This window comes from Deferrisoma camini S3R1 (assembly GCF_000526155.1).
Taxonomy (GTDB): Bacteria; Desulfobacterota; Deferrisomatia; order Deferrisomatales; family Deferrisomataceae; genus Deferrisoma; species Deferrisoma camini.
Map to the genome: position 1 here is coordinate 4,068,331 of NZ_JAFN01000001.1, position 21,777 is coordinate 4,090,107.

The following is a 21,777-nucleotide window of genomic DNA, read 5'->3' on the forward strand; positions in this document are numbered from 1 at the left end:
GCCAGCCGCACCCAGCGCGGCCCTGCCGGCGGCGCCGGCGGGACGCCAACCCATCCGGAGGGTTTCACCATGCACCACCGAATCCGTCTCTCTTTTTTCGCCCTTGGACTCGCCTTCCTCGCCGGCTCCGCGTTCGCCGGGTTCGGGTTCCCGTCCGCAAAGGGACTCGACGTGTTCGACGTGCTCGCGGACCCGTTCGCGTACCAGGGCGTGATCACCGTGCGGGGCGGGGTCATGGCGGCCGATGTCGGCAAAGGCCGGTTCGAGCTCGTGGACTACCGGGAGTACCGGGGCTGCCGCAGCGTGAGCTGCGCGCCCAAGTGGCTCACGGTGCTCTACGACGGGGAGCTCCCCAAGAAGCGGGACGTGGTCGAGGTGGAGGGCGTCATCGAGAAGAATGCGGCCGGCGCCGGGGGGTTCGTGCTCCGGGCCCGGGAGGTCCGGGTCAAATGAGCTACTGGAAGCTCGTGTGGAAGAACCTGACCCGCCGCAGGAGCCGGTTTGTCTTCACCCTGTCGGCGATCGCCGTGGGGATCGCGTCGGTGGTGACCCTGCTGTCCCTGGGCACCGGTCTGGAGGCGGAGATCCGGAAGCAGGCCGACGTGCTCGGCGCCAACCTGGTGGTCACGCCCCGGGGCTGGTGCGCGTACGAGCAGATCTCGGTGCTCACCGGCGAGTCCCTGCCCGAGGCGATCCCCAACGACACCGTACAGGCGATCGAGCGGATCGGTGGGCTCGAAGCGGTGCCGTACCTCACCCAGCGGGCGGTCCTCCACAACCAGCCGGTCCCCCTGGTGGGGATCCTGCCGGAGCGGATGCGGGCGTTCAAGAACTGGCGCGTGGCCCGGGGAGACTACCGGCTCGACGGCTCCCACGTGGTGGTGGGCTCGGGGATCTCGGACAAGTTTCGACTGGCGGTCGGGGACACGGTGCGGATCCGGGGCCAGGAGTTCGCCGTGAGCGGGATCCTGGAGCCGGTGGGCAACCGGGACGACCTGGCCGTGTACATGGACCTCGCCGTGGCCCAGAGGCTCTACGGCGCCGGGGACAAGGTGTCGTTCGTGGCGGTCAGGGTGGACGACATCGGCCGCACCGACGACTACATCGCCGCGATCCAGTCCGCGGCCGACGTGGACGTGGTGTCGGACAAGCAGCTCCTGCGCTCGGTGCTGGCCATCGTTGGCAGCGTGGGCAACGCCCTCCAGCTGATCGCAGCCGTGGCCGTGCTCGCCGCGTGCTTCGGCATCACCAACACCATGATGACCGCGATCTACGAGCGCAGGCGGGAGATCGGCATCCTCGGCGCCCTGGGCGCCGGGAGGGGCACGGTGTTCTCGGTGTTCGTGGGCGAGTCGGCCGTGTACGGGCTCCTGGGAGGGATCGTGGGCGTGGTGGTGGGGTTCGCGTTCTCGTACTTCGCGGCGCCCTACATCGGCCAGAACGAGTTCACCGCGTTCGTCGGAAGCGAGCAGAGCGTGAGCGTGTTCGACCTGGGCATCACCATCCAGGCCCTGGTGTTCGCGGTGCTGGTCGCGTCTTTGTCAGGCGTGTACCCCGCCCTGCGGGCCGCCCGCCTGAGCCCCGTGGAGGCGATCCGCTATGAGTGATCCCATCCTTCGCGCAGAGGGTCTCACCAAGGTCTACGACGGCGGCTACCGGACGGTGGCCCTGGAGGACGTCACCCTGGAGATCCCCCGGGGCAGCCTCACCTGCATCATGGGCCCCTCCGGCCACGGCAAGAGCACGCTGCTGCACCTGCTGGGGGGGCTCGACCGTCCCACCAGCGGAAGGGTGTACCTGGACGGAGAGGACCTCACCGCGGCGTCTCCAAGGCGCCTGGCCGGGATCCGAAGCCGCCGCCTGGGGTTCGTGTTCCAGTTCTTCAACCTGCTGCCGATGCTCACGGCCCTGGAGAACGTACAGACCGCCATGCTCCTGGCCGGCGTTCCCCGCCGGGAGCAGGAGGCCCGGGCCCGGGAGCTCCTTCGCCTGGTGGGGCTCGAGGACAAGCTCCACGCCAAGCCGAACCAGCTCTCGGGCGGCCAGCGCCAGCGGGTGGCCATCGCCCGGGCCCTGGCCAACGACCCGGACCTGCTGCTCATGGACGAGCCCACCGGCAACCTGGACAGCCGGTCCGAGGAGGAGCTGCTGGAGCAGGTCCGGGCCGTGCACGCCCGGGGCAAGACCGTGGTCATCGTCACCCACTCCGACACCGTGGCCGCCCTGGCCGAGCGGATCGTCACCATCCGGGACGGCCGGGTGGTGACGGGGTGAGGCGGGTTCTCGGCGGTCTCCGGTTCTTCGACCGCTGACCGGAGACTGACGACCGAAGTTGCCGGGCCGTTTGACAGGTGTCTTGGGTGCAGGGCAGTATGCAAATATTCGAATATGATGCTAGATGCACACGGCAGGGAGAGAACCGAGATGAAAGACCTGGACATCCGGGAAAAGGCCGACCTGCTGCGGCTCCTGGGCCACCCCACCCGGCTCCTGATCCTGGAGGAGCTCGCCCGGGGCGTGAAGTGCGTGACCGACATCCGGGACCTTCTGGACATCCCCCAGCCCAACGTGTCCCAGCACCTGGCCGTGCTGCGCCAGGCCCGCCTGGTGGACTTCTACGAGGACGGCCAGCTCCGGTGCTACTACCTGCTGCGGCCGGCCCTGGTGGCCGCGCTCTTGGAGTTCCTGGGGGGCGAGTACCCGGTGGTCAAGCGCGACCGGGAGGACGTGCGCCGCGAAGGCCGGCTGCGGGAGCAAGAGCGGGGCGTGGCCCCGGCGTGCGAGGGGTGAAGAGGCACGAGGATTCTGCCATGGAGAAACGTCCGTCCAAGGACCAGCGGCGCCACTGGACCGAGGTGTACGCCCGGACGCCGGCGTTCTTCGGCGAGGAGCCGAGCGAGTTCGCCCGTATGGCGCTGGAGCAGTTCCGGGCCGAGGGCGCCGGCACGGTGCTGGAGCTGGGGTTCGGCCAGGGCCGCGACACCCTGTTCTTCGCGGAAAACGGCCTGCGGGTCGCGGCCCTGGACTACTCGGAGCAGGCCGTGCGGGAGGTGGAGGCGGCGGCCCGGGCCCGGGGGCTCGCGGACCGGGTCGAGGCGGGGGTCCACGACGTGCGGGACCCCCTGCCGTTCGGGGAGGGCGCGTTCGACGCGTGCTACGCCCACATGCTCCTGTGCATGGAACTCACCGAGACCCAGATCGCGTTCGTGCTGGCCGAGCTCCACCGGGTGGTCAAGCCCGGCGGGCTCGTGCTGTACACGGTGCGCAGCGACCACGACAAGCACTTTCGGGCCGGCACCCACCTGGGCGAGGACCTCTACGAGGTGGGCGGATTCGTGGTGCACTTCTTCACCGAGGAGAAGGTCCGCCGCCTCGCCCGGGGGTACGAGGTGCTGGACGTGGGCCGCATGCAGGAAGGCAGCCTGCCCCGGGACCTGTACGTGGTGACCCTTCGAAGGCGTCCGGGACCGATGCCGGACCGGGTGGAGGAGACGAACATGGAGAACCCGATGACGCGGTTCGAGGCGTTCTTCGAGACCGCGAAGTCCAACCCGGCGCTGGAGCCCAAGACCCGGGGGCTCCTGTTCCTGGCCGCGTCGCTCGCGGCCGGCTGCGAACTCTGAACCGACTGGAGCCTCGCGGTCGCGAGGGAGAGCGGAGCCACCGACGAAGAGCTGGAAGCCGCCACCGCCATCGCCATGAGCGTGACGGCCCACCAGACCCGCCTGCTGTTCGACAAGATGAAAGGCCGGCATCCCCAGGCCCCGGCGGCCGGGGAAGGAGAGGCCGCCGGTTGCCACGAGCCGGGGGCCACGTGAGGCCGCTGAGCGGTGCTTCGGCGAAGCACGCAAACGAGCCCTCGCGCTGACGGATCGGCAACGATGCCCGGACGGACGCAAAAGGCACTCCTGTTCCTTGCCCGGGGGTTCGAAGACCTGGAGGCCGCCGCCGTGACCGCGGTCTGCGGCTGGACCGGGTACCGGGAGCATCTTCCTTCGATCCACCTCACAACCACGGGCCTGCATGCCGAGGTGCAAGGCCGCTTCGGCACCCGGGTCCGGCCCCACCGGCACCTCGGAGACGTGGACCCGGACGAATACGCCGCCCTGGCCGTGCCCGGGGGCTTTTTCAGCCATGGGTTCGATGAGGCGTTCGATCCCCGCTTGTACCGGGTCGCCCAGGCGATCCACGCGCGGGGGGGCATGATCGCCACCTGGTGCGTCGGGGTTCTGCCCATCGCCGAGGCGGGCTTGCTGCGGGGCGGGCGGGCCACCACCTACCGGTTCAGCCGCCATCACGACAACCCGGGACGCCTGCGGGCCCTGGGGTGCGAACCGGTTCCCGCCCCGCTCGTGGTCTGGAACCGGATCGCTTCGTGCGCCGGTCCCGCCCAGTCCCTCGAGGTGGCCTTCCTCTTGCTGGAATTCCTGGTCGGAGAGGCCGGGGCCGCAGAGGTGCGTCGGTATCTCGCCGGAACCGATAGAGAGGGCATGGGATGACGACGACCACCTGGAAACGGGCCGTGGCCGTGGGCGCGGCCGTCGGGATCCTGAACCTCGGGCACTACGCGCTCACCGCGAAGGTCCCCGGTCTCGAGCTGCCGTTCGGCATCTTCCCCGGCGGGTTCCCGGTGGCGGCGGTGTCCGCGGCCGCCGGAAGGCTGACCCCCCAACTGAAGGTGATGCTGGTGTTCGGGCTGGGGGTGGTGATCGGCGCCGCCGCGAGCGCGTATCGAACGGGCGGATTCGTCTGGCAGGGCCGGGTGCCGGTGAGGGAGCTGCTCCAGGGGCTGGCCGGCGGGACGGTCATGGCCGTGGGGGTGTGGATGGCCCAGGGGTGTCTCAACAAGCACGGCCTCAGCGGGGCCCCGGGGCTCATGCTGAGCAGCTGGGTCACGATGGCCGGCATCGCCGCCACGGCGTGGCTCCTGGCCCGACCCGGCCGGCGGGGTGCCCGATGATCCTGGCGGCGGTGTTCGTGGTGGGCCTGGCCCTGGGCGTGCTCGTGCAGCGCTCCAGGTTCTGCGTGTTTGGGGCGATGACCGACTGGTTCGGGCAGGGCCGGCCCGAGCGGGCCCTCATGGTGCTCGCGGCGGTGGCCGTGTTCGGGCTGGTGAACCTCGTGGGCTACCGCCACGGGGCCGAGTACCCGGGGGCCTTGTTTCTCGTCGGCGGTGCCGTGCAGGCCGTGGGCTACGCTCTCGGCCGGGGCTGTCCCCTCACCCTGCTCGTACGGCTCGGGGAGGGGAGCCGGTTCCACCTGGCGGTGTTCGCGGGATTCCTGGTGGGCGTGGGGCTGTACACGGGGCTGCTCGCCCGCCCCGTGGAAGCCCTGTTGGGCCCTCTCACGTGGACCGGCGCCCAGACGCTCGGGGCGTTGTTGCACTGAGTGACAACGCCGATCGCCCCTCACCGCACCGGGCGGGTGAACGGGAGCGCCAGGAGGGGGACGAGTCGCAGGCGGGCCGGGTCGCGGTAGGCGCCCATGCCGATCCGGATGCGGGCCTGGTCCACGTCGGTCCGCAGCGTTCCCAGGATCCGGTCCCACAGGGAGAAGATCGTGCCGTAGTTGGTGTTGCGCTCCCGGATGACCACCGAGTGGTGGACGCGGTGCATGGACGGCGGCACGAACAGGAGCCACCACGCCCGCTCGAAAGCGGCCGGCACCCGTACCGAGCTGTGCTGGAGCTGGGCCGAGGCCACCAGCAGGGTCTCGAACACCAGCAGCTCCACGAACCGCACCCCCAGGAGGTACACGAGCCCCAGCTTGATCCCGGCCGAGATCGCAATCTCCCCCGGGTGGAACCGGGTGGCCGTGGGCACGTCCATGTCGATGTCGGAGTGGTGCACCCGGTGGAACCGCCACAGGAGTCTGCTTCTCGTTCCCACGAAGATCGGATACGGGTCACTGTGCCCCGCGGGAAAGCCGATGACCGTGCCTGTTCCCTGCGGCGTGGGGTGGGGTAAGATTCGCACCCATGCCCACCATCGAATTTGAACCCATCGGTTCCGGCCCGTTGTACGAACGCCTGGCCAGACGTCTGGCCGGCTTGGTGGATCGCGGAACATTCCGCACCGGGGAACGGTTGCCGTCGATCCGGGGGCCGGCCCGGGATCTGCGGGTGGGGGTGAACACGGTGCGCGAGGCTTACGCCCTGCTGGAGGACCGGGGGATCGTGGAGGCGAGGCCGCCGTCCGGTTTCTACGTGCGCCCCCGGCTCCCCGACCTTCTGGCGGACTCCGGGATCTCAGAGGGAAGCCTGCGGCCCCGGCCCGTGAACGTCCGGGAGGCGATGGGCCGATGAGCGCACTCGGGTGGCGGATGGGGTTCCGGGCCAACCTTCCGGTGGCCGCGAGCGTAGCGGCCTACGGGAGCGTGCTCGGCGTGCTGGCGGCCCAGAAGGGCCTCGGCTGGGCCGACGTGCTCCTCATGGACCTGATGGTGTTCGCGGGCTCGTCCCAGTTCGTCATGGTGGACATGTGGACCTCGCCCCTGCCCACCGCGGCCATGGCCGCGGCCGTGGGCGTGATCAACGCCCGGTACGTCCTGATCACAGCCACCCTCCGGCCCCTGTTCGAGGGGCGGCGCATCCTCGAGAAGCTCTTCTTCGTGCACTTCGTGGCCGACGAGAACTGGGCCGTGACCATGGCCGCACGGCGCCAGGGCGGGGCCGACCTGGGGCACCTGTGGGGCGGGGGGGTGTGTCTGCTGGGGGCGTGGTGCCTGGGCACGGTGGCCGGGGTGGGGTTCGGCGCGGCCGTGCCCGACCCCGAGGCCTGGGGGCTGGACTTCGCGTTCACCGCCGTGTTCACCGCGCTGGCGGTGAGTCTGTGGCGGGGTTCCCGGCGCGACGGCTTGCCCTGGCTGGCGGCCGTGGCCGCGGCCTGCCTGGGCGAGCGGCTTTTGCCGGGAACCTGGTACGTGCTCGCGGGCGGGTTGGCCGGTGCCGTGACCGCGGCCTGTCTGCCCGACGAGGGGGAAGGGGGGCGGCGAGGATGATCGGCCGGGCCACGCTGGGGACGATCGCGGCGGCCGCCGCCGTGACCTACGCCCTGCGGGCCGGGGGGCTGCTGCTCGCGGGTCGGCTGCCCCGGGGGGGACCGGTGCGCCGGGCCATGGAGGCCCTTCCCGGCGCGATCCTCGTCTCCCTGGTGGCCCCCTCTGCCCTGAAGAGCGGCCCGGCAGGTTTGGCGGCCGTGGCGCTCACGGCCTGGCTCACCCTGCGTACCCGAAACGTGTTCGTCGCGATGGCGGCCGGCATGGCCGTGGTGGTCGTGGCCCGGCGCTTCGGCGGGTGAGGCCTCACCCCTCGCCCAGGTAGGCCTCGCGCACCTTGGGGTTCTCGAGCAGGGCGCGGGCCTCGTCCTGGAGCACGATGCGCCCGGTCTCCAGCACCCAGCCGTAGTGGGCCAGCTGGAGGGCGGCGTTGGCGTTTTGCTCCACCAGGAGGACGGTGATCTTCTCCTTGGCGATCTCGGCGATGATCTCGAAGATCGTCTCCACCACCAGGGGGGCCAGCCCCAGGCTCGGCTCGTCGAGCAGCAGCAGCTTGGGCCGGCTCATGAGCGCCCGGCCGATGGCGAGCATCTGCTGCTCGCCGCCCGACAGGGTGCCCCCGTCCTGGTTCAGCCGCTCGGCCAGCCGCGGAAAGTAGCCGAGCACCCGGTCCAGGTCCTGCTGGATGCCGTCCTTGTCCTTGCGGATGTACGCGCCCAGCATCAGGTTCTCGCGCACGGTGAGCCGGGGGAAGATCCTGCGGCCCTCGGGCACCTGGCAGATGCCCATGCGCACGATCTCGTCGGGCGCGGTGCGCTGGATCGGCTGGCCCAGGAACTCGATGGTGCCCTCCTTGCACCGCTCGAGCCCCGAGATGGTCATCAGGGTGGTGGACTTGCCGGCGCCGTTCGCGCCGATGAGACACCCGATCTGCCCTTCCTGGAGCTCGAACGAGACCCCCTTGAGGGCGTGGATGTTGCCGTAGTAGGTGTGGACGTTCTCGAGCTTCAGCATGGGCTGACCGTCAGGCATGGGCAGCGGCCTCCCGTCCCAGGTAGGCTTCGATCACCTTGGGGTTCGTGCGGATCTCGGCCGGGGTGCCCTCGGCGATCTTGACGCCGTGGTCGAGCACCACGATCCGGTCGCAGATGCGCATGATCACCTTCATGTCGTGTTCGATCACCAGGATCGCGATGCCCTGCTTGCGGATCCGGTCGATCAGGTGCACCAGGCTCGCGGTCTCCTGGGGGTTCATGCCGGCTGCGGGCTCGTCGAGCAGCAGCAGCTTGGGCTCGCTGGCCAGGGCCCGGGCGATCTCGAGCCGGCGCTGGTCGCCGTAGGGCAGGTTCCGGGCCAGGGCCGGCGCCCGGTGCTCCAGGCCGACGAACCGGAGGGCCTCCATGGCCCGGCGGGTGATCTCGGCCTCTTCCTCCCGGAACGCCCGGGTGCGCAGGGCCGCGCCCACGAACCCCACCTTGGACCGGCCGTGGAGCCCGATCTTCACGTTGTCGAGCACCGAGAGGTTGCCGAACAGCCGGATGTTCTGGAACGTGCGGGCCATGCCGAGCACGTTCACCGTGTCGGGCCGCATGAACAGGCCGAACACGGCCCGCACCTTGGGCCGCAGCAGGGTCACGATGACCCACGGCGCGTAGACCAGATACACCACGGACGCCGCCGCGAGCACCGCCTTGAGCGGCATGAACTGCAGGGCCTCGGGCACCGGGAAGAAGCGCAGGTCGGCGTACTGCCCGAGCCGGGTGAGCCACCACACCCCGGTCACGAAGTCGATGCCCGCGAACAGGAACGTGAGGCCCCGGGTCCATTCCACCCCGGTGCGCAGCCGCCGGGCCGTGTAGGCCCGGAGCAGCCCCAACCCGAACACGGCCAGGAAGGTCTCCACCTGGAAGAACACGTGGGGCAGCACGGCCGCGGCGAACACGGGGATCCACAGGAGCGACAGCAGAAGGGTGATCGAGCTGGCCAGCTCCACCTGGCGCCGGGCCGAGTCCTCCACCGGGGGCACGATGTCGGTGCCCCGGAACAGGATGGTGCCCCGGGTGGGGCGGGTCACGCCCGTGAGGCAGTTGAACAGGGTGGTCTTGCCGGCGCCGTTGGGGCCGATCAGACCCACGATCTCGCCCTCAGCCACCGAGATGTCCACGTCCGAGACGGCCGTGAGGCCCCCGAACACCTTTGTGACGCCTTTGCCTTCGAGAATCATGGCGCGCTACCCCAGGGGTTCCTTTTCGTGGTCGGTTCGGGCCTCGTAGAAGCTCTCGTCCTCGTCGTCCCGTTCCCGCTCGGAGCCCGGGTGCATCTCGCCCCGCACCCGCACCGCCGGGAACAGCCCCTCGGGTCGGAACCGCATCATGAGGACGAGGATGAGGCCGAAGATGAGGTACCGGGCGTTGACCAGGTCGGGGCTGATCCAGGTGAACCCGGCGCTGCCGGCCCAGTCCACGAAGGCGCCCAGCCCCACCCGCAGGATCTCGGTCATGGGGATCATGACCAGGGCCCCCAGCATCACGCCCACCACCGAGCCCATGCCGCCCAGCACCACCAGGCACAGCACCAGGATCGACTCCCAGAACTTGAACATGTCGGGGTGGATGAACCGAAACCACCGGGCGTAGAACGACCCGGCCAGGGCCCCGATCGAGGCGCTCACGGCAAAGGCCAGGATCTTGTACCGGATGATGTTGATGCCGCAGGCCTCGGCCGCGATCTCGTCCTCGCGGATGGCGAACCAGGCCCGGCCCAGGCGGGAGCTCTCCACCCGGCGCACCAGGATCACCACGAACACCAGGATGGCGAACATCAGGTAGAAGAACTCCCACTCCTTGCTCAGCACGTGCCCGAAGATCGAGGGTGCGGCGATGCCGGGGATGCCCATGGGGCCCCGGGTGAGCCACAGCTCGTTGCGGATCACCAGGCCCACCAGCTCGGCGAACCCGAAGGTGACGATGGCGAAGTAGTCGCCGGTCAGGCGCAGGGTGGGCGCGCCCAGCAGGATGCCCCACAGGGCGCCGTTCATGGCGGCCAGGGGCAGGATGACCCAGTAGGACAGGCCGTAGTGGATGGTCAGGAGGCCGGCGGTGTAGGCGCCGATGCCGTAGAACCCCACGTACCCCAGGTCGAGGAGCCCCGTGAACCCGGGCACGATGTTCAGCCCCAGGGCCAGGGCCATGTACACCATGGTCAGGGTGGCCACCCGGGTCACGTATCCCGAGGCCTCGCCCAGGGGCAGCCAGGGCAGGATCAGGGCGATGGCGGCCACCGCGCCCACGGCGGCCCGGGGATGCTCCTCCAGGAACTCTCGGATGCCCATGGCGCCCTCCTCACACCTTCTGGATCATGGCCTTGCCGAGAAGGCCGGAGGGCTTGAACACGATCACCAGGATCATCACGGCGTAGGCGATGCCGTCCCGGTACTGGGACGACAGGTAGCCCGCCCCGAACACCTCGGCCACCCCCAGCACCACCCCGCCCAGCATGGCCCCGGGCACCGACCCGATGCCGCCGAGCACGGCCGCGGCAAAGGCCTTGATGCCCGCGATGTACCCCATGGTGGGCCAGATGGCGTTGTAGAACACCCCCACCAGGATCCCGGCCACCGCCCCCAGGGACGAGCCCAGGGCGAAGGTGAACGAGATGACCCGGTTCACGTTGATGCCCATCAGCGCCGCCGCCCGCTTGTCCTGGGCGATGGCCCGCATGGCCGCGCCCACCTTGGTGCGGTGGATGATCGTGTGCAGGGCGAACATGAGCAGCAGGGTGGTGGCCAGGATGAACACCTGGAGCCAGGTCACCTGCACGTCCCCGATCCGCACCGCCACGTCCGAGAAGAACGGCGGCAGGGCCTCCAGGGGGTAGCTCTTGATCTGGGCGCCCCATTTGATCAGGGCCACGTTCTGGAAAAAGATGCTCATGCCGATGGCCGTGATCAGGGCGGCCAAGCGCGGGGCATTGCGCAGGGGCCGGTAGGCCACGATGTCGAGCAGGATGCCGATCACCGCGCAGGTGGCCACGGCCACCAGCGCGGCCACGAAGAACGGCACCTTGTACACCGTGATCAGGTGAAAGGTGATGAACGCCCCGAACATGTAGATCTCGCCGTGGGCGAAGTTGATCAGCTCGATCACGCCGTAGACCATGGTGTAGCCCACGGCGATCAGGGCGTACACGCCGCCCACGGTCAGCCCGTTGACGAGCTGCTGGAGAAACAGCGACGACATGTCGAACAGATTTTGCAGGTCCAACGCCGGATCCTCCTCGCCTGACCGGCTCTCTCGTGGGGAAACCACCGGGCCCAAACGCGGGAACAGGTAGGCTCCCCGCCTACCTGTTCCCGGTTCCGGCCCGCTACGTTAGGGCTACTGGAGCTGCTTCTTGGCGCTGACCCACTTGCCGCCCCGGATCTCCTTGATGAAGGCGGCCTTGAGGCAGTCACCGTTCTCGTCGAAGTAGGTGGCGCCCGTCACCCCCTTGTAGGCCTTGTCGGGGGAGTTCAGGCTGGCCAGGTAGTCCCGCACCTTCTGCCGGTCCAGCCCCACCTTGGCGATGGCCTCGGCGGCCAGGCCCACGGCGTCGTAGGTGTTGGCGGCGAACCAGTTGGGCTCCACCCCGTACTTGGCCTTGTAGGCCTTGATGAAGCCCTGGGCCTCGGGCCCGGCCGCGTCGGGCAGGAACGGGGTGGTCACGAACAGACCCTCGGCGTCCTTGTTCTTGAGCATCACGTCGTCGTCCAGGCCGTCGGCCCCGAAGAAGCCCACCTTCATGCCGAGCTTGGCGGCCTGGCTCACGATCAGGGTGCCCTGGGGCGCGTAGCCCGGGATGAAGATCGCGTCGGGTTTCATCATCTTGAACTTGGAGAGCTGGGGCGTGAAGTCGGTGGTGTCGGAGGTGTAGGCCTCCTCGCCCAGGATCCGCAGGCCCCGCTTCTTGGCCTCGGCCACGAAGGCGTTCTTCAGGCCGATGGAGTAGTCGTTGGTCTCGTAGAAGATGGCGATCTTCTTCCAGCCCAGGGCCTCGTCCACGTACCGGGCCAGGAAGGCGCCCTGGAAGTCGTCCTTGTACACGTTCCGGAAGTAGTAGGGGCTCGACTTACAGAGGTTGGGGTTGGTGGAGGCCGGGGAGATGGCCGGCAGCTTGGCGTCCTTGTAGATCGGAGCGGCCGCCAGGCTGGCCGAGGAGCACAGGTGCCCCACCACCACGACCACGTCCTTGTCGCCGGCCAGCTTGGTGGCCACGTTGGCCGCCTCTTTGGGGTCACACAGTTCGTCTTCCAGGAGGATCTCCACCTTCTTGCCGTTGATGCCGCCGGCCGCGTTGATCTCCTCGGCCTTCAGGAGGGCCCCGTTCTTCACCCCCTCGCCGAACGACGCCAGGGGGCCGGTGAAGGGCGACGCCACCGGGATCTTGATGGTGTCGCCGGCCCACGCGGCCGAGCCCACCAGGCAGACCAACGCCGCGGTCCAGATCAGGCTCTTCCTCATCGTCATCCTCCTTTTTTTGGCAGTGCCAAACAGGTCCGTTCCCCGCCCAACCTCGGGGTGCGCGCATCTTAGTGAAGGGACATGGGGGTGTCAAGAACCTAAAACGCAGTATGAAACCGCCGCGGTTGTTTTGGGCCGACCAAACCCGTTTTTTGACCCCGCCGAAGCGGCCCCGTATACTCGCCCACGGCACCAGATCCCCCCGTTCTCTCCGCCGGGACGCCGTGACCGACCTGCCCGAGACCCGATCCCAGCCCCGCACCGTCAAGGAACTCCGGGCCCTGTACCGGGTGAGCCAGGCCGTGGGCGCCTCGCTCAACCTGACCGAGGCCGTGGAGCCGGTGCTGCGGATCCTGGCCGAGGAACTGGGCATGCAGCGGGGCACCCTGGCCCTGGCCGAGCCGGACAGCGGCGAGCTGGTGATCGAGGTGGCCCACGGCCTGACCCCGGCGGAGATCCGGAGGGGCCGGTACCGGGTGGGCGAGGGGGTGATGGGCCGGGTGCTCGAGCGGGGCGAGCCCATGGTGATCCCCAGCATCGGCGCCGAACCCCTGTTCCTCGATCGCACCGGCGCCCGGGCGGGCCTCGACCGGTCCCGGGTCGCGTTCCTGTGCGTGCCCGTGAAGCTGGGGGGGGAGACCGTGGGGGTGCTGTCCGCGGACCGGCTCCCCGCGGCCGGGGACGAGCTCGAGGACGACCTGCGGGTGCTGGAGGTGGTGGCGGCGCTCCTGGCCCAGGCCGTGCGGGTCCAGCGGATGCTCCGGGTGGACCGCAGGGCCCTGGAGGAGGAGAACCGCCGGCTCCGGGAGGCGTTCCAGGAGCGCTACGGCCCGGGGGCATGGGTGGGGGAGAGCCCGGCCCGCCGGGCCGTGTGGGACCAGGTGCGGCTCGCCGCCCGGACCCGGGCCCCGGTCCTGATCACCGGCGAGGCGGGGACCGGCCGGGGGTTCGTGGCCCGGGCCATCCACGCGGCGTCGGCCGGAGAGCGCCCGTTCGTGGAGGTGGGCTGCGGCGGCCGGGACCCGACGGAGCTCGAAGCGGCCCTGTTCGGGCCCGGCGGCGCGGTGGAGCGGGCCCGGGGCGGCACGCTGTACCTGAAGGACGTGGAGCACCTTCCCCCGGACCTGCAGGGGGTGGCCCTGGCGGTGCTCAAGGCCGGCGGCCGGGCCGGCCCCCGGTTCGTGGCCTCGGCCGGGCCGGGACTGGCCGAGGCCGTGCGGCAGGGGCGGTTCCGGTCCGACCTGTACCGAAGATTGAGCGGGGTGCCGGTGCACGTGCCCTCCCTGGCCGAGGCCCGGGCCGACGTGGTGCCCCTGGCCCGGGTGTTCCTGGCCCGGGCGGCGGGCCCTGGGGCCCGGTTCCTCCCCGAGGCCGAGGCCGCCCTGCGGGAGCGGCCGTGGCCGGGCAACCTGGCCGAGCTGGAGGCGGCCGTGCGGGCCGCCGCGGCCCGGGCCGGGGGGGGCGACGTGGCCGCCGAGCACCTGCTTTCGCAGCCGGGCCGGGGGGAATCGCCGGTCACCCCCGAGGCCGTGATCGCCCGGTGGGTGGACGAACTGCTGGACCGGCCCCCACCGGGTGGGGTGTACCGGGCCTTGGTGGACCGGCTGGACCGGATCGCCGTGGCCCGGGCCCTGGAGCGGGCCGGGGGGGTGCGGATCCGGGCCGCGGAGCTGCTGGGCATCAACCGCAACACCCTCTACGCGAAGCTCGAGCGGATGACGAAACCGTGAGTTCACCGGTGACCTATCAGCTGATCCACCGGGACCGGGCCACCCGGGCCCGGGCCGGCGTGCTCCACACCCCCCACGGGTCGGTGGAGACCCCCGTGTTCATGCCGGTGGGCACCCAGGCGGCCGTGAAGACCGTGGACCCCGACCTGGTGGCCCGCACCGGGGCGCGGATCGTGCTGGCCAACACCTACCATCTGCTGCTCCAGCCGGGCCCGGCCGTGGTCCGGCGGTGCGGCGGGCTCCACGGCTTCATGGGGTGGTCCGGCCCGATCCTCACCGACTCGGGGGGGTTCCAGGTGTTCAGCCTGCCGGGCCGGGTGATCGAGGAGGAGGGGGTTCGGTTCCCCCTGGAGAAGGGCGGCGGCAAGACCCTCGTCCTCACCCCCGAGGACTCGATCCGGACCCAGAACGACCTGGGTGCCGACATCATCATGGCGTTCGACGAGTGCATCCCGTTCCCGGCCGAGCACGGCTACGCTGCCGCGTCGGTGGAGCGCACCCTGCGGTGGGCCGAGCGGTGCCTCGAGGCCCACGGCCGCCCGGGGGACCAGGCCCTGTTCGGCATCGTGCAGGGGTCGGTGTACCCGGATCTGCGGGAGCGGTGCGCCCGGGCCCTGGTGGCGATGGACTTCCCGGGTTACGCCGTGGGCGGGGTGAGCGTGGGCGAGGGCCACGAGCTGATGAAGCGGGCCGTGGAGATGTCGGAGCCGTTCCTGCCCGAGGGCAAGCCCCGGTACCTGATGGGGGTGGGCAAGCCCGAGGACGTGCTGGAGGCGGTGGAGCGGGGCATGGACATGTTCGACTGCATCATCCCGGCCAAGTTCGGCCGGGGCGGCACCCTGTTCACCTGGACCGGGAAGATGCGCATCCGCCGGCCCCAGTACCGCAAGGACCGCTACCCGGTGGACACCTCGTGCGGGTGCCCCACCTGCCGCCGGTTCTCCCGGGCTTACCTCCACCACCTGTTCGAGGTGGACGAGCCCCTGGGCAAGGCCCTGGCCACGGTGCACAACCTGTCGTTCTACACCGAGCTGATGGCCCGGGCCCGGCGGGCGATCCTGGAGGACCGGTTCCGCGCCTTCAAGGACGAGTTCTACGCCGGGTACTTCGACCGGAGACGCCGGCCCGGCGACGGAGGGGCGTGACCGGGCCGGCACTCACCCCCTGCGGATCTGTGGAAAAGTGGGGGAAAGTTGCGGCATGAAGCCGGTTTTTTCGCCGCCGCTGCGGCCGGCGGGGATGGTCGCAACTGTAACATGTGGAAATTGTTGGTGAAACGATATTTCTCTCGTGGTCGCACAAAAAAAGTGCAGTTTGGGCTCCGGGGCGACAGGACGCGGGTCCTCCGGTTCCTCCACAGGCTGTTCCACAGGTTATCCACAGATTCTGTGGACACCTGGGGGGAGGTCCCGGGCGAGGACCGGGCTCACCCAAAACCGATCGAGGTGGGCGGTGTCGCGGATGCGCACGGCCCGCACCTCGCCCGGCTCCACGGCCAGGGAGTCGAGGGCCGCCTCCACGGCTCGATCCTCGTTCTCGGCCACGTAGGGCAGGCGGGCGGCCTCCAGAAACCCCGTGGCCCGGCAGTTGGCGTAGGTGGCCGGCCAGTCCACGTGCTCGGCCAGGCGGCGGGTGACCACGTCGGCATACCCCACCCCGTTGGCGTTGCCGGCCGAGGCCGGGGTGAGCTCCAGGGCCACGATCCGGCGGATCCGGGGGGTGGCCCCGCACCCCGGGAACCGGCGCTCCATGCCGATGACGTGCAGATCCATGCCGGTGCCGGACACGTCCTTGCCGATGCGCTCCACCACCAGCAGGTCGAGCTCGTCCCAGGGAAGCCGGGGGGCGAGGCGGCGGGAGAGCTCCAGGAGCTCGTGCTCCTCCCGAGGCCAGGATCCGGGTTCCAGGACCCGCAGCTCCGCCACCCCGCCCCGGCCGTTGGGGACCAGGGCCACGCCGAACGGTACCCGGCCCGACTCCAGCCAGAACCGAAGCACCGCGGGCAGGGCCTGGGCCGGCCCGTACCGGTGGACCGCGCGGGCGCTGCGGGCCTTGCCGAGCCCCACCGCGAGGAGCTTGGTGGGGCCGCTCTCCAGGACCCCCCGGAACGCGGTGTGGGGCTTGACCCGGTGCAGGGGCACCACGGCCCGGGCCTCGGCCGCGACCCGGTCGCACCACACCGGCAGGCCGGGGGCGGCCTCGCCCAGGCACACCACCTCCGGCCGGGACACCACCGGGGCCCCCACCGCCTCGGGGGTGATGCCCATTCCCGCCAGGGTCCGGGCCTGCCCCTCGGCCGTGGCGCCGCCGTGGGTGCCCATGGCCGGCACCACGACCGGGTCGGCCCCTGCCTCGCGCAGGTGGGCCACCAGCTCGGCCACGAGATCGGGCAGACCGGGGATGTGGCGGCTCCCCACCGGCACGGCCACCGGCCCCCGGGGGGGCGGCGGGGCCTGGGCCAGGGCGCGGCGCAGGGCCTCAGCCGGATCGGCCAGCCGGGGGGAGGGAATCTCCTGTTCCACCGGGATCCACGGGATCGGCCCCTGCATCACCTCCTCCGGTCTGCGACATCGTGATGAAAACAACTCCCTTGCCCAGTGCCTGCGCGGCGAATCTCGACGCCCGGCCGGAGGCGGGGCCCTTGCCCCGCCCTTCGGGGAATCGAGCCGGCCTCGTGGCCGGTGCGACGACCCGTTCCCCAACGGTTCGGGCCTCCTGGGCCGCGGCCCTGCGAAAGGGCCCGGTGGCCGTTGCGGTCATTCTATCGCTCTTTCTTCCCGGTGTCGTTCGGGCCGGGCTCTGGGACCGGGTGCCCACGGCCACCCCGGCCGAGGCCCGGTTCCGGGAGGCCCGGGCCCTCGAGGCCAGCGACCCGGCCGAGGCGATCGCGATCTACCGGGACCTGCTGGCCTGGGGATTCGAGCCGGCCGACGCGGTGCACGCGGCGTTGGGGCGGCTGCTGGCGCCCGAGGAGGCCGCGGCCCACTGGGAGGCGGTGGCCCGGGCCGACCCGGAGAGCCCCTACCTGCCCGAGGCCCTGGAGTTCCTGGCCCGGGCCGCGTTGGCAGGGGGACGACTGGGCGAGGCCGCCGGGCTGTTCGGGCGCCTGGCCCGGGTCGCCCCGGCCGAGGACTGGAAGGTGCGGGCCCTGGCGGGGCGGCTCGAGGCGCTCGTGGCCGCGGGGGAGGAGCGGGAGGCCCTGGGCCAGGCCGAGGTCCTGTGGGTGGAGTACGCCCACCGGCCCGAGGCCCGGGCAGCGGAGGAGGTGCTCGCCCGGGCGGGCGGGGGGGACCCGTTCCGGCCGGTGTCCGGGGAGCGGATCTTCCAGCGGGGCAGGGTGCTGCTGGACCGGGGCCGCCGGGAGGAGGCGGTGCGCACCCTGCGCGAGCTGCGGCGCCGGCTGATCCCCGGCAGCCGGATCACGCCCCGGGTGGATCTGGCACTTGGCAAGGCCCTGTACTTCCTGCGGCGCTACGAGGAGGCTCTGGCTCCCCTGGCCCGGGCGGCCCGCTCGCCCGAGGTGGGGGAGAAGGCCCGGTTTTACCGGGCCCGGTGCCTGTTCGGTCTGGACCGGGGGGACGAGGGGGCCCGGGATCTCGTGGCCCTGGCCCGGGAGCGGCCCCGGAGCCCCCGGGCCCCCCTGTACCTGTACCAAGCGTACCGGGTGTTCGAGGGCCGCCGGATGTGGGCAGAGGCCGGCCGGGCCCGGCGCCGGCTGCTGGCCGCGTACCCCGGAAGCCGTGAGGCCCGGGACACCCGGTTCAACCTGGGATGGGAGGCGCTTCGCCGGGGCCGGTACGCCGAAGCGGCCGAGGCGTTTCGCCGCTCGGCCCGGGGGGCCCGGCCGGGGTGGGAACGGGCCCGGGGCCTGTACTGGGAGGCCCGGGCTCGGGCCCTGGGGGGCGACCGGGAGGGGGCCCTCCGGGTGCTGGACACCCTGGTCGCCGAGCATCCCCTGGGGTACTACGCGCTCCTGGCCCGGCGGTGGCGGGAGGGCGGGGGCCCCGGCACCCTGGACCTGCCCGACCCCCGGGTTCCCGGGCCGGTGGAGGTGGCGTTCTGGCCCCCGTCGGCCGAGGACCTGGTCCGGTCCGGCCGGGTGGGGGCCTACCTGCGGCTGGGCTTGGGGGAGGCGGCCCGGCGGCTGCTGAGTTCGGGCAAGGGCGGGGCCAGGATCCGGTACTGGGCCGGGGACTATGCCGGGGCGCTTCGAGCCGCTGGCCGGTCGTGGACCGACTGGCCGGCCGCCCCCCCGGAGCCCCTGTCGTCCGAGGGTCTGGCCTTTCCGGTGGCGTTCCCGGACGAGACCGCCCGGGCGGCCGGCGAGGCCGGGATCCACCCCCACCTGCTCCTGGCCCTGGCGCACACCGAGAGCCACTTCGACCCCCGGGCCTACTCGCCCTGGGAGGCCCGGGGCCTGACGCAGTTCATCCCGGCCACGGCCCGGGCCGTGGCCCGCCGCTTGGGCCGGGAGGGGTTCGAGCCCGAGGACCTGTTCGACCCGGGGGTGGCCCTGCGGTTCGGCGCACGCCACCTGCGGGACCTGCTGGACCGGTTCGACGGCGATCTGGTGGCGGCCGTGGCCGCCTACAACGCCGGCGCGGCCCCCGTGGCCCGGTGGAGGGAGCGCCAGGCCGGGGAGCCCCTGGACGCGTTCGTGGAGTCGATCCCGTACCGGGAGACCCGGCGGTACGTGAAGAAGGTGCTGACCGCCCTGGACGCCTACGACCGTATCGACCCGGAACGGGCGCTTCTGGGGCGGTGAGGCGGCCAAGCCGCTGGTGTCCATGCTGTGCATCCCCGAGGCGGTGGGGCTGGGGGCCCCTCCTTCGCTGAACGGCCTCGCAGGGGCCGCCTCGGCGCGGTCCGCTGCGGCGCGTGAGAGCACGCGCCGCGGCCGCTCCCCTGGCGCCGGGCGGCCCTGGCTGCTCGGCCGTCGCGCTTCGTCGGAGCCCCCAGCCCCACCGCCGCAATCGATATGCTTTCTTGCGGACTAGGCGGCTGGGCGGCGAGGCGAGGCCCGCCGAACGGCCAGCCTGTCGTCTGCCGCCTGATCCGGGTTGACACCGGTGCGGCCCTCCTCTATATGTGCGCGCGGGAACTTTCTCAAACCCTGACTGGCCGGGTTTCGTTTCGGCGGGAGGAAAAGGCTTGTTTACCATCGTGGAAAAGCAAACCCTGGCGCCGACGGTCCACCGGATGGTGATCCGGGCCCCGGAGATCGCCCGGAAGCACCGGGCCGGCAACTTCGTGATCCTGCGGATCCACGAGAAGGGGGAGCGGATCCCCCTGACCGTGGCCGACAAGGACCCCGAGGCGGGCACGATCACTTTGGTGTTTCAGGCCGTCGGCAAGACGACCAGCGAGCTGGCCACCCTGGAGGCGGGCGATGCGCTGCTGGACCTGGCCGGCCCCCTGGGCAAGCCCACCCACATCGAGAGGTTCGACGGGGTCACGGTGTGCGTGGGCGGCGGCATCGGCGTGGCACCGGTGCACCCCATCGCCTGCGCCCTGAAGGAGGCCGGCAACCGGGTGATCTCGATCATCGGCGCCCGCACCAAGGAGCTCCTCATCATGGAGGAGGAGATGCGGCGGGCCAGCGACGAGCTCTTCGTGGCCACCGACGACGGGTCCTACGGGCACCACGGGTTCGTGACCGACGTGCTCAAGGACGTGATCGAACGGGAGGGCAAGGAGAACGTGGCCCTGGCCGTGGCCATCGGCCCGGTGCCCATGATGCGGGCCTGCTGCAAGGTCACCGAGCCCTACGGGGTGCACACCGTGGTGAGCCTGAACCCGATCATGGTGGACGCCACCGGCATGTGCGGGGCGTGCCGGGTGACCGTGGGCGGCCAGACCAAGTTCGCCTGCGTGGACGGCCCGGAGTTCGACGGTCACCAGGTGGACTTCGACGAGCTGTCCAAGCGGCTGAGGGCATACGTGGAGGACGAGCGCCGGGCCATGCAGATCTGGTCCGAGCAGCGGGCCGGCCACCGGTGCCACGGCTGAACCCGTCGACCGGCTCCCCACCCGTCTGAGATCACGGCGGCCCGGCGCCGCCCGAACGGAGGGTTTTTGACCATGGCGAAAAAACAACGTCCCCCCCGGACCCCGATGCCGGAGCAGGATCCCAAGGTCCGGGCCCGGAACTTCGACGAGGTCCCCCTGGGTTACACCCCCGAGATGGCGCAGCGCGAGGCCTCTCGGTGCCTCAAGTGCAAGAAGCCCGCGTGCCGCAAAGGGTGCCCGGTGGAGGTGTTCATCCCGGACTTCATCGCGGAGATCGAGGCCGGCAACTTCCAGCGGGCCGTGGACATCCTGAAAAAGAAGAACAGCCTGCCCGCGGTGTGCGGCCGGGTGTGCCCCCAGGAGAACCAGTGCGAGGCCTACTGCATCGTGGGCAAGAAGAGCGAACCGGTGGCCATCGGCCGCCTGGAGCGGTTCGCGGCCGACTGGGAGCGGGCCCAGGGCGACGTGAAGATCCCGGAGATCCCGCCCAAGACCGGCAAGAGGGTGGCGGTGGTGGGCTCGGGGCCGGCCGGGCTGACCGTGGCCGGGGACCTGGTGCTCAAGGGCCACGACGTGACCGTGTTCGAGGCCCTGCACAAGCCCGGCGGGGTGCTGGTGTACGGCATCCCCGAGTTCCGTCTGCCCAAAGCCATCGTCCAGGCCGAGGTGGACTACCTGAAGAAGCTGGGCGTGAAGGTCGTCACGAACTTCGTCGTGGGCAAGATGCGCACGGTGGAGGAGCTGATCCAGGAGGACGGGTTCGACGCGGTGTTTGTGGGCGCGGGCGCGGGCCTGCCCAAGTTCATGGGCATCCCGGGTGAGAACCTGAACGGGGTGTACTCGGCCAACGAGTACCTCACCCGGTCGAACCTGATGAAGGCCTATCGGTTTCCCGAGTACGACACCCCCATCGTGCGGGCCAAGCGGGTGGCGATCCTGGGGGGCGGGAACGTGGCCATGGACGCGGCCCGCACCGCCCTGCGGCTCGGTGCCGAGCGGTCGATCATCGTGTACCGCCGCGGCCGCGACGAGATGCCCGCCCGGGCCGAGGAGATCCACCACGCCGAGGAGGAGGGGGTGGAGTTCCAGCTCCTCACGAACCCCGTGCGGGTGATCGGGGACGACAACGGATGGGTTCGGGCCCTGGAGTGCATCCGCATGGAGCTGGGCGAGCCCGACGAGTCGGGCCGGCGCCGGCCCGTGCCGGTGGAGGGCTCGGAGTTCGAGCTGGACGTGGATGCCGTGGTGGTGGCCATCGGAAACGCGCCGAACCCCCTGATCCCGTCCACCACCCCGGCCATCCAGACCTCCCGGTGGGGCACGATCCAGGCCGACGAGGCCACCGGCGCCACCACCATGGTCGGGGTGTACGCCGGCGGCGACGTGGTCACCGGCGCGGCCACCGTGATCCTGGCCATGGGGGCGGGCCGCAAGGCCGCCGACGCGATCCACGACTACCTGACAAAGGGCGGGTAGGGGGTGCCACCGGGCCGACGAGGAACAACGGGCCGCCCGCGGAACGCGGGCGGCCCGTTTGCGCGACG

Annotated in this window: 22 protein-coding genes and 2 pseudogenes; 16 read left to right on the forward strand and 8 right to left on the reverse strand. The window is 71.1% G+C overall.

What is annotated here, in order from left to right:
- The first annotated feature begins 69 nt into the window (after positions 1-69).
- The 8 genes from DEFCA_RS0117915 (at position 70) to DEFCA_RS0117955 (ending at position 5,388) form a co-directional block, all read left to right on the forward strand.
- A complete protein-coding gene (locus tag DEFCA_RS0117915; RefSeq protein ID WP_025324374.1) occupies positions 70-453 on the forward strand; it encodes a hypothetical protein in 384 nt (127 codons plus the stop codon).
- Entirely contained in the window at positions 450-1,607 is a 1,158-nt protein-coding gene (locus DEFCA_RS0117920) for an ABC transporter permease (RefSeq protein WP_025324375.1), read from the forward strand. Before DEFCA_RS0117915 ends, DEFCA_RS0117920 begins: the two co-directional genes overlap by 4 nt.
- On the forward strand, positions 1,600-2,274 hold the full coding sequence (locus DEFCA_RS0117925; protein WP_025324376.1) for an ABC transporter ATP-binding protein: 675 nt from the start codon (positions 1,600-1,602) through the stop codon (positions 2,272-2,274). Before DEFCA_RS0117920 ends, DEFCA_RS0117925 begins: the two co-directional genes overlap by 8 nt.
- A 150-nt stretch (positions 2,275-2,424) precedes the next feature.
- On the forward strand, positions 2,425-2,790 hold the full coding sequence (locus DEFCA_RS21100; RefSeq protein ID WP_025324377.1) for an ArsR/SmtB family transcription factor: 366 nt from the start codon (positions 2,425-2,427) through the stop codon (positions 2,788-2,790).
- A gap of 20 nt (positions 2,791-2,810) precedes the next feature.
- Entirely contained in the window at positions 2,811-3,818 is a 1,008-nt protein-coding gene (gene mduS, locus DEFCA_RS0117935; protein WP_342672961.1) for a methyltransferase domain-containing selenoprotein MduS, read from the forward strand.
- Positions 3,819-3,881: 63 nt separating this feature from the next.
- A complete protein-coding gene (locus tag DEFCA_RS21105) occupies positions 3,882-4,499 on the forward strand; it encodes a DJ-1/PfpI family protein (protein ID WP_025324379.1) in 618 nt (205 codons plus the stop codon).
- Positions 4,496-4,960 carry a YeeE/YedE thiosulfate transporter family protein gene (locus DEFCA_RS0117950; RefSeq protein ID WP_025324380.1) on the forward strand — a complete coding sequence of 155 codons (465 nt, stop codon included), beginning with the start codon at positions 4,496-4,498 and terminating at the stop codon, positions 4,958-4,960. Before DEFCA_RS21105 ends, DEFCA_RS0117950 begins: the two co-directional genes overlap by 4 nt.
- Positions 4,957-5,388 (forward strand): YeeE/YedE thiosulfate transporter family protein, encoded by a 432-nt coding sequence (locus DEFCA_RS0117955; RefSeq protein ID WP_025324381.1) that lies wholly within the window; start codon positions 4,957-4,959, stop codon positions 5,386-5,388. Before DEFCA_RS0117950 ends, DEFCA_RS0117955 begins: the two co-directional genes overlap by 4 nt.
- A gap of 20 nt (positions 5,389-5,408) precedes the next feature.
- Here the strand turns inward: DEFCA_RS0117955 and DEFCA_RS0117960 are convergent, their stop codons facing one another.
- Positions 5,409-5,888 (reverse strand): sterol desaturase family protein, encoded by a 480-nt coding sequence (locus DEFCA_RS0117960; protein WP_025324382.1) that lies wholly within the window; start codon positions 5,886-5,888, stop codon positions 5,409-5,411.
- 89 nt (positions 5,889-5,977) lie between these two features.
- Between DEFCA_RS0117960 and DEFCA_RS0117965 the strand changes: the two genes are divergently transcribed.
- The 3 genes from DEFCA_RS0117965 to DEFCA_RS0117975 are packed head-to-tail and all read left to right on the forward strand — an operon-like array spanning position 5,978 to position 7,298.
- Positions 5,978-6,304, forward strand: a complete 327-nt coding sequence (locus DEFCA_RS0117965; protein WP_025324383.1) for a GntR family transcriptional regulator — start codon at positions 5,978-5,980, stop codon at positions 6,302-6,304.
- Complete coding sequence (locus tag DEFCA_RS0117970) at positions 6,301-6,999, forward strand: AzlC family ABC transporter permease (protein ID WP_025324384.1); 699 nt, start codon at positions 6,301-6,303, stop codon at positions 6,997-6,999. Before DEFCA_RS0117965 ends, DEFCA_RS0117970 begins: the two co-directional genes overlap by 4 nt.
- The gene (locus DEFCA_RS0117975) at positions 6,996-7,298 is read left to right on the forward strand and encodes an AzlD family protein (protein ID WP_025324385.1); all 303 of its coding nucleotides are present in this window, start codon (positions 6,996-6,998) and stop codon (positions 7,296-7,298) included. Before DEFCA_RS0117970 ends, DEFCA_RS0117975 begins: the two co-directional genes overlap by 4 nt.
- Before the next feature lie 4 nt (positions 7,299-7,302).
- Here DEFCA_RS0117975 and DEFCA_RS0117980 read toward each other — a convergent pair whose 3' ends face one another.
- From DEFCA_RS0117980 to DEFCA_RS0118000, 6 genes and pseudogenes are all read right to left on the reverse strand, one after another.
- Entirely contained in the window at positions 7,303-8,010 is a 708-nt protein-coding gene (locus DEFCA_RS0117980; RefSeq protein ID WP_025324386.1) for an ATP-binding cassette domain-containing protein, read from the reverse strand.
- A 10-nt stretch (positions 8,011-8,020) separates the two neighbouring features.
- A pseudogene (locus tag DEFCA_RS24605) lies at positions 8,021-8,584 on the reverse strand (ABC transporter ATP-binding protein); the annotation flags it as partial.
- Between the two features lie 405 nt (positions 8,585-8,989).
- Positions 8,990-9,220, reverse strand: a pseudogene (locus DEFCA_RS24610) (ATP-binding cassette domain-containing protein); the annotation flags it as partial.
- A gap of 6 nt (positions 9,221-9,226) precedes the next feature.
- Positions 9,227-10,327, reverse strand: coding sequence for a branched-chain amino acid ABC transporter permease (locus DEFCA_RS0117990; protein ID WP_029734346.1), 1,101 nt, complete (start codon positions 10,325-10,327; stop codon positions 9,227-9,229).
- 10 nt (positions 10,328-10,337) lie between these two features.
- Positions 10,338-11,225, reverse strand: coding sequence for an ABC transporter permease subunit (locus DEFCA_RS0117995; protein WP_025324389.1), 888 nt, complete (start codon positions 11,223-11,225; stop codon positions 10,338-10,340).
- Positions 11,226-11,372: 147 nt separating this feature from the next.
- The gene (locus DEFCA_RS0118000; RefSeq protein ID WP_025324390.1) at positions 11,373-12,494 is read right to left on the reverse strand and encodes an ABC transporter substrate-binding protein; all 1,122 of its coding nucleotides are present in this window, start codon (positions 12,492-12,494) and stop codon (positions 11,373-11,375) included.
- A gap of 224 nt (positions 12,495-12,718) precedes the next feature.
- Here DEFCA_RS0118000 and DEFCA_RS22650 point away from each other — a divergent pair, with 224 nt between their 5' ends.
- Both DEFCA_RS22650 and tgt read left to right on the forward strand, forming a co-directional pair.
- On the forward strand, positions 12,719-14,224 hold the full coding sequence (locus tag DEFCA_RS22650) for a sigma-54-dependent Fis family transcriptional regulator (protein WP_025324391.1): 1,506 nt from the start codon (positions 12,719-12,721) through the stop codon (positions 14,222-14,224).
- 8 nt (positions 14,225-14,232) lie between these two features.
- Positions 14,233-15,369, forward strand: a complete 1,137-nt coding sequence (gene tgt / locus DEFCA_RS22655; RefSeq protein WP_025324392.1) for a tRNA guanosine(34) transglycosylase Tgt — start codon at positions 14,233-14,235, stop codon at positions 15,367-15,369.
- A 228-nt stretch (positions 15,370-15,597) separates the two neighbouring features.
- On the opposite strand, the gene DEFCA_RS0118015 is transcribed toward tgt, so the two are convergent.
- Positions 15,598-16,773, reverse strand: a complete 1,176-nt coding sequence (locus DEFCA_RS0118015) for a nickel-dependent lactate racemase family protein (protein WP_025324393.1) — start codon at positions 16,771-16,773, stop codon at positions 15,598-15,600.
- A gap of 125 nt (positions 16,774-16,898) precedes the next feature.
- Here DEFCA_RS0118015 and DEFCA_RS0118020 point away from each other — a divergent pair, with 125 nt between their 5' ends.
- The 3 genes from DEFCA_RS0118020 to gltA all read left to right on the forward strand — a co-directional run bounded on the left by DEFCA_RS0118020 (position 16,899) and on the right by gltA (position 21,709).
- Positions 16,899-18,989, forward strand: coding sequence for a transglycosylase SLT domain-containing protein (locus DEFCA_RS0118020; protein WP_025324394.1), 2,091 nt, complete (start codon positions 16,899-16,901; stop codon positions 18,987-18,989).
- Positions 18,990-19,375: 386 nt separating this feature from the next.
- Complete coding sequence (locus DEFCA_RS0118025) at positions 19,376-20,233, forward strand: sulfide/dihydroorotate dehydrogenase-like FAD/NAD-binding protein (protein WP_025324395.1); 858 nt, start codon at positions 19,376-19,378, stop codon at positions 20,231-20,233.
- Positions 20,234-20,305: 72 nt separating this feature from the next.
- On the forward strand, positions 20,306-21,709 hold the full coding sequence (gene gltA / locus DEFCA_RS0118030) for an NADPH-dependent glutamate synthase (RefSeq protein WP_025324396.1): 1,404 nt from the start codon (positions 20,306-20,308) through the stop codon (positions 21,707-21,709).
- Positions 21,710-21,777: the final 68 nt, after the last annotated feature.